5 protein-coding genes are annotated in these 5,625 nt (G+C 77.0%); 2 read left to right on the top strand and 3 right to left on the bottom strand.

Features of this window, described 5'->3' with window-relative positions:
* Positions 1-107 precede the first annotated feature (107 nt).
* A complete protein-coding gene (locus tag ACFV6I_RS26775) occupies positions 108-698 on the bottom strand; it encodes an isochorismatase family protein (protein ID WP_063350466.1) in 591 nt (196 codons plus the stop codon).
* Between the two features lie 166 nt (positions 699-864).
* Between ACFV6I_RS26775 and ACFV6I_RS26770 the strand changes: the two genes are divergently transcribed.
* A complete protein-coding gene (locus tag ACFV6I_RS26770) occupies positions 865-1,887 on the top strand; it encodes a GlxA family transcriptional regulator (protein WP_380428093.1) in 1,023 nt (340 codons plus the stop codon).
* Here the strand turns inward: ACFV6I_RS26770 and ACFV6I_RS26765 are convergent.
* The gene (locus ACFV6I_RS26765; protein WP_380428097.1) at positions 1,865-3,337 is read right to left on the bottom strand and encodes a sensor histidine kinase; all 1,473 of its coding nucleotides are present in this window, start codon (positions 3,335-3,337) and stop codon (positions 1,865-1,867) included. The two genes, ACFV6I_RS26770 and ACFV6I_RS26765, sit on opposite strands and share 23 nt — an antisense overlap.
* 26 nt (positions 3,338-3,363) lie before the next feature.
* Positions 3,364-4,092, bottom strand: a complete 729-nt coding sequence (locus ACFV6I_RS26760; RefSeq protein WP_063350464.1) for a response regulator transcription factor — start codon at positions 4,090-4,092, stop codon at positions 3,364-3,366.
* A gap of 230 nt (positions 4,093-4,322) precedes the next feature.
* Between ACFV6I_RS26760 and ACFV6I_RS26755 the strand changes: the two genes are divergently transcribed.
* Positions 4,323-5,579: a ferric reductase-like transmembrane domain-containing protein gene (locus ACFV6I_RS26755; RefSeq protein ID WP_380428091.1), complete on the top strand. Its 1,257-nt coding sequence runs from the start codon at positions 4,323-4,325 to the stop codon at positions 5,577-5,579.
* The last annotated feature ends 46 nt before the right edge of the window (positions 5,580-5,625 follow it).

The following is a 5,625-nucleotide window of genomic DNA, read 5'->3' as shown; positions in this document are numbered from 1 at the left end:
GGCGCGGGACCCCCGCCGCGGCCCCGGCCGGCTGTCGGCCCCCCCCTGGCGCCCACCCGGGCGGCTTGGGGGGCCCGCCCGCGGGCGGGCCCCCCCACGGAAACGGTTCAGCTCAGCGCGGCCTGGGACTCCACGACCACGCCGTACAGGTCGCCGATCGTCGCCAGGGCGCTGCGGTGCAGCTGGGCGGCGGTCACCCGGGTGCCCGCCGAGGCGAGCGGGCGGGTCGCGCAGGCGTCGGCGACGACCGTCGGCCGGTTGCCGCGCAGGAAGGCGCCCGCGGTGGTGAAGGCCACGCACATGTGGGTCATGAAGCCGGCGACCACCACGTCCTGGTGGCCGGCCTCGTCGAGCAGGGCGCCCAGGCCGGTGCCGACGAAGGCGTCCGGGGCCTGCTTGACGACCACGGCCTCGCCCTCGGCCGGCGCCACGGCGGGGTGGATCTGCCCGATCTCGGCACGGACGTCGTACGGGGTGCCCGCGCCGCCGTCGTTGATCACGTGGATGACCGTGGCGCCCGCCGCGCGCGCCCGGGCGAGCAGGGCAGCGGCCGCGTCGAGCGCCTCCCGCCAGCCCTCCAGCTCCATCACGCCGCGCACGTAGGTGTTCTGGTAGTCGATCAGGATCAGCGTGGACGCGGCGAGCGTGGCGGGCGTCTCGTCGAGGCCGTTCAGGGCGCGCAGGGTCGTCGTGGGCATGGGGGGACCACCTTCGGTTCGGTGCACGGGTAAGGGCGGGCGGCGGCTGCGACGGCCGCGGCGGCCCGGCCCCTGGAACGCTACGACCGGCCACCGGATGTCGGCAATGCCGTCTAACCTGCAGATTCCGACATCGAGAGAGCACGAAGAGAGCGCAGGTGGGGCCGTGGGCGCCGTACAACGACTGATCGTCATCGTCCTGTTCGAGGGCGTCGACCTGCTCGACGTCACCGGACCGCCCGAGGTGTTCTCCCTCGTCCGGCGGGAGACCGACGACGCGACCGGCTACCGCGTCGTCCTCGCCGCCGCGACCACGGACCCGGTCACCACCGCCGCCGGCGTGCGGATCCTGCCCGACCTCACCTTCGACGAGGCCGCCGCGAGCGCCATCGACACCCTGCTGGTGCCCGGCGCCGTCGAGGTGGACGGCCCGCGCCTGGTCCGCCCGCGCACCGACCCGGCCGTGGTCGACTGGGTGCGCACCCTCGCCGGGCGCTCGCGCCGCATCGCCTCGGTCTGCGTCGGCGCGCACCTGCTCGCCGCCGCCGGGCTCCTCGACGGCAAGCGCGCCACCACCCACTGGTCGACCGCCGCGCAACTGGCCGCCGAGTACCCGGAGATCGAGGTGGACGCCGACCCGATCTTCATCCGCGAGGGCGACGTCTGGACCGGCGCGGGCATCAGCGCCTGCCTCGACCTCTCCCTCGCCCTGGTCGCCGAGGACTTCGGCGAGGAGCTCGCGCTGAGGGTCGCCCGCCAGCTCGTGATGTACCTCAAACGCCCCAGCGGCCAGAGCCAGTTCAGCGTCCCGCTGGAACCCGTCTCCACCACCCGGCGGGTCGAGGAGCTGCGCCACCACGTCCTGCGCAACCTCACCGGCCGGCTCACCGTCCCCGACCTCGCCGCCCACGCCCACGTCAGCGAACGGCAGTTGACCCGGATCTTCAAGACCGAACTGGGCACCACACCCAGCGCCTACATCGAGTCGGCCCGGGTCGAGCTCGCCCGCCACCAGCTCGAATCCACCGATGCCACGCTCGAACGCGTCGCCGCCGACTGCGGGTTCGGCACCACCGACACCCTGGTCCGGGCCTTCCGCCGCCGGCTCGACACCACCCCGACCGAGTACCGCCACCGCTTCCGCACCACCACGCCCGCGCCCCCGGTCAGAGCGGCAGCCGGACGGTGAACACGGTGCGCCCCGGCCGACTCGCCGCATCCACCGTGCCGCCGTGCGCCCGGACCACCGCCCGCACGATCGACAGGCCGAGCCCCGTCGACCCGGTCGAGCGCGAGCGGGCGCGGTCCCCCCGGACGAACCGCTCGAACATCCGGTCCGCCAGCTCCAGCGTGATCCCCGGGCCGTCGTCGGCGACGGCCAGCCGCACCTCCGCCCCGGCCGGCTCCAGGCTCAGCTCGACCTCGGTGCCGGGCGGGGTGTGGGTCCGGGCGTTCGCCAGCAGGTTGACCACCACCTGGCTGAGCCGGTCCGCGTCCCCGCGCACCAGCACCGGCTCCTCGGGCAGCGCCAGGCGCCAGCGGTGCCCGGGCCCGGCCGCCCGGGCGTCGGCCACCGCGTTCAGCGCGATCCGGGTCAGGTCGACCTCGGCGTCGGCCAGCGGCCGGCCGGCGTCCAGCCGGGCGAGCAGCAGCAGGTCCTCGACGATCGCGCCCATCCGCACCGCCTCGGCGTCGATCCGCTCCAGCGAGTGCCGGACCGACCCGGGCACCGCGCCCGGGTGGCGCAGCGCGAGTTCGGCGTGGCCGCGGACCGCCGCCACGGGGGTGCGCAGCTCGTGGCTGGCGTCGGCCGCGAACGCCCGCAGCCGCTCCTCCACCGCGTGCCGGCGGGCCAGCGCGTCGCCCACGTGCCCGAGCATCCGGTTGAGCGCCGCGCCGACCCGGCCGACCTCCGTCCGCGGATCGTCGTCCGGGACGCGTTCGGCCAGCGTGACGGCGCCGCTGGCGAGCGGCAGCGCGGCCACCCGCTCGGCCGTGCCCACCACCCGCCGCAGCGGACGCAGCGACCAGCCGACCCAGGCCGCCCCGGCCGCCCCCGCCCCGGCGACGGCGATCGCGAAGACGGTCAGCTCCAGGGTCGCCAGCCGGTCCACGGTGTCCTCGGCCGGGCGCAGCGGCAGTCCGCTGACCAGCACGTCGCCGTCCCGGCCGGCCACCGCGCGCACCCGGTAGTGGCCCTGCGCGCGGCCCAGGTCGACGGTGCGGGCCGGCCCGCCGACCGGCAGGGCGGCGAGGGCCCGCTGCTCGGCCGGCGAGAACACCAGCCGGTCGTCGGCGCTCGGGCCGTTGGCGTCGTCGGCGTCCCCGTCGACCACGCCCGCCGCGGTGACCCGGCCGTCCAGCAGCCGGGCGCCCAGGGTGCCGGGGGTCTGCGCCCGGGTGTCGGTGCCGCCGCCCTGGCCGGCGTGCTCCAGGCTGGCGGCGTAGCGCCCGCCGGCGTCGGCGAGCTGCTGGTCCAGGCGGTCCACCAGGAAGTGGCGCAGCGCCGCCGTGGTGGCGAGGCCGACCGCGGCGCAGGTCACCACCAGCAGCACCAGCAGGCCGGCGATCAGCCGGGCCCGCAGCGTCCGCGGCACCAGCCGGGCGGCCCGGCGGCGCGCCCTGGCGGCGCCGGTGATGGGGCTGCCCGTCACGGGGCCGCCGGTCACGGGGCCGCCTTGATCAGGTACCCGGCGCCGCGCACCGTGTGGATCATCGGCGTCCGGCCCGCGTCCAGCTTCTTGCGCAGATAGCTGATGTACAGCTCGACGACGTGCGCCTGCCCGCCGAAGTCGTACGACCAGACGGCGTCCAGGATCTGCGCCTTGCTGAGCACCTGCCGCGGGTGGTGCATCAGGTGGGCGAGCAGCGCGTACTCGGTCGGGCTGAGGTCGACCACCTCGCCGGCCCGGGTGACCTCGCGGGCCCGCTCGTCGAGGACGAGGTCGCCGAGCACCAGGGCGTGTGCGGGCGGCTGCCCCGCGGCCCCCGGCGGGGCGGCCCGGCGCAGCAGCCCGCGCAGCCGGACCACCACCTCGGCCAGGCTGAACGGCTTGGTCACGTAGTCGTCGCCGCCCGCCGCGATGCCCGCGATCCGGTCCTCGACGGCGTCCCGGGCGGTGAGGAAGAGCACCCGCACCTCGGGCCGCTCGGCGTGGATGCGGCGCAGCACCTCCATGCCGTCGAGGTCGGGCAGCATCATGTCGAGCACCACGGCGTCCGGGCGCCAGTGCGCCGCCGCCCGGACGGCGGCCAGACCGGTGGTCTCGCCCCGGGCCTGCCAGCCCTCGTAGCGGACCGCGCCGCAGACCACCTCCACCAGGTCCGGTTCGTCGTCGACGACCAGGACCCGCCAGTCCTGCCGGTCGGCGCCCCGCTCGGCGGTGTCGTCCATGGTGCTCCCTGGGTGCAGGCGGTCGGCCGCCTTCATCCTGGCCCACCGCGATGAGAAAGCCCTGAGACCGGCAGTCGCCCGCAGAGCCCGCTCCACCCACCCTGACCTGCGGCGACACCGCCGGGGGCGACGGGGGCGACGGCACCGGTTCAGAGCCGGCTCAGAGGTTGCGGTGCGATCGTGGTGCGCCCCGGCGGTGCTCGCCCGCCGGGCCCGAAGGAGGATCCCCGATGGCCACCGCCGCCCCGCCGAGACCCGCCGCCCGCACCCGCCGGGCGGCCCCGCGCCTCCCGGCCGCCGTCCGGCCGGCCGCGGTGCTGGGCCTGATCGCCGCCGGGGCGCTCGGCGTCCTCGCGCTGTGGTGGTCCGACACCCCGGCGGTCGCCGGCGCGGCCGGCTGGCTGACCGGGGCGGGCCGGATCACCGGCCTGCTCGCCGGGTACGCGGCGCCGGTGCTGCTCCTGCTGATGGCCCGGCTGCCGCCGGTGGAGCGCGGGGTAGGCGCCGACCGGCTGGCCCGCTGGCACGCGTTCGGCGGGCGCTGGCTGGTCGCCGTGGTGACGGTGCACGTGCTGTCGGTCGTCTGGGGGTACGCGCTGACGGACGGGCGCGGCCTGTTCGGCGAGGGCGTGGAGATCGTCCTCCACTACCCCGAGATGCTCAAGGCCGCGCTGGGCACCCTGCTGATGCTGGGCACCGGCGCCGTCTCCGCCCGGGCCGCCCGGCGCCGCCTCCCGTACGAGGCCTGGTACTACCTGCACCTGGCCACCTACCTCGCGGTGGCGCTCGCCTTCGGCCACCAGCTGGCCACCGGCGCCGACCTCGGCGACGGCCCGGCCCGCGCCGCCTGGTACGCGCTCTACCTCGGCACCGCCGCCCTGCTCGGCTGGTACCGGCTGGCCCGGCCCTGGCTGCTCGACCGCCGGCACCGGCTGCGGGTGGCAGAGGTGCGGCGGGAGGGGCCGGGCGTGGTGTCGCTGTTCCTGACCGGTCGGCGGCTGGACGAACTCCGGGCCGAGCCGGGCCAGTTCTTCCGCCTCCAGTTCCAGGCGCCCGGCCTGCGGTGGGCCGCCAACCCGTACTCGCTGTCCGCGCCGCCGCGCCCGGACTTCCTGCGCTTCACCGTCAAGGACCTCGGCGGGCACAGCGCCGCGGTGGCCGCGCTGCGCCCGGGCACCCCGGTGCGCGCCGAGGGCCCGTACGGGGCGTTCACCGGGCGGCTGCAACGGCGGCGCCGGGTGCTGCTGCTCGGGGCGGGGGTGGGGATCACCCCGCTGCGGGCGCTGTTCGAGACGCTGCCGGGCGAGCTGACCCTGGTCCAGCGGGCCGGGCGCCCGGAGGACGTGCTGTTCCGGGCCGAGCTGGCGGAGGTGGCCCGGCGGCGGGGCGCCGCGGTGCACGAACTGGTCGGCCCGCGGGCGCGGATCGGCGACCTCGGGCGACCGCACGCCCCGCGAGTCCCCCAACACCCCCCGCAACATGTGTAACTGTTGGGGGCGGGAGCGGTGGCCGCGGAGGGCGGCCGGTAGCTGG

The organism is Kitasatospora sp. NPDC059803, assembly GCF_042732255.1.
Taxonomy (GTDB): Bacteria; Actinomycetota; Actinomycetes; order Streptomycetales; family Streptomycetaceae; genus Kitasatospora.
Note: the sequence above shows the minus strand (reverse complement) of the source record. Positions and strands in the feature narration are given on the sequence as shown.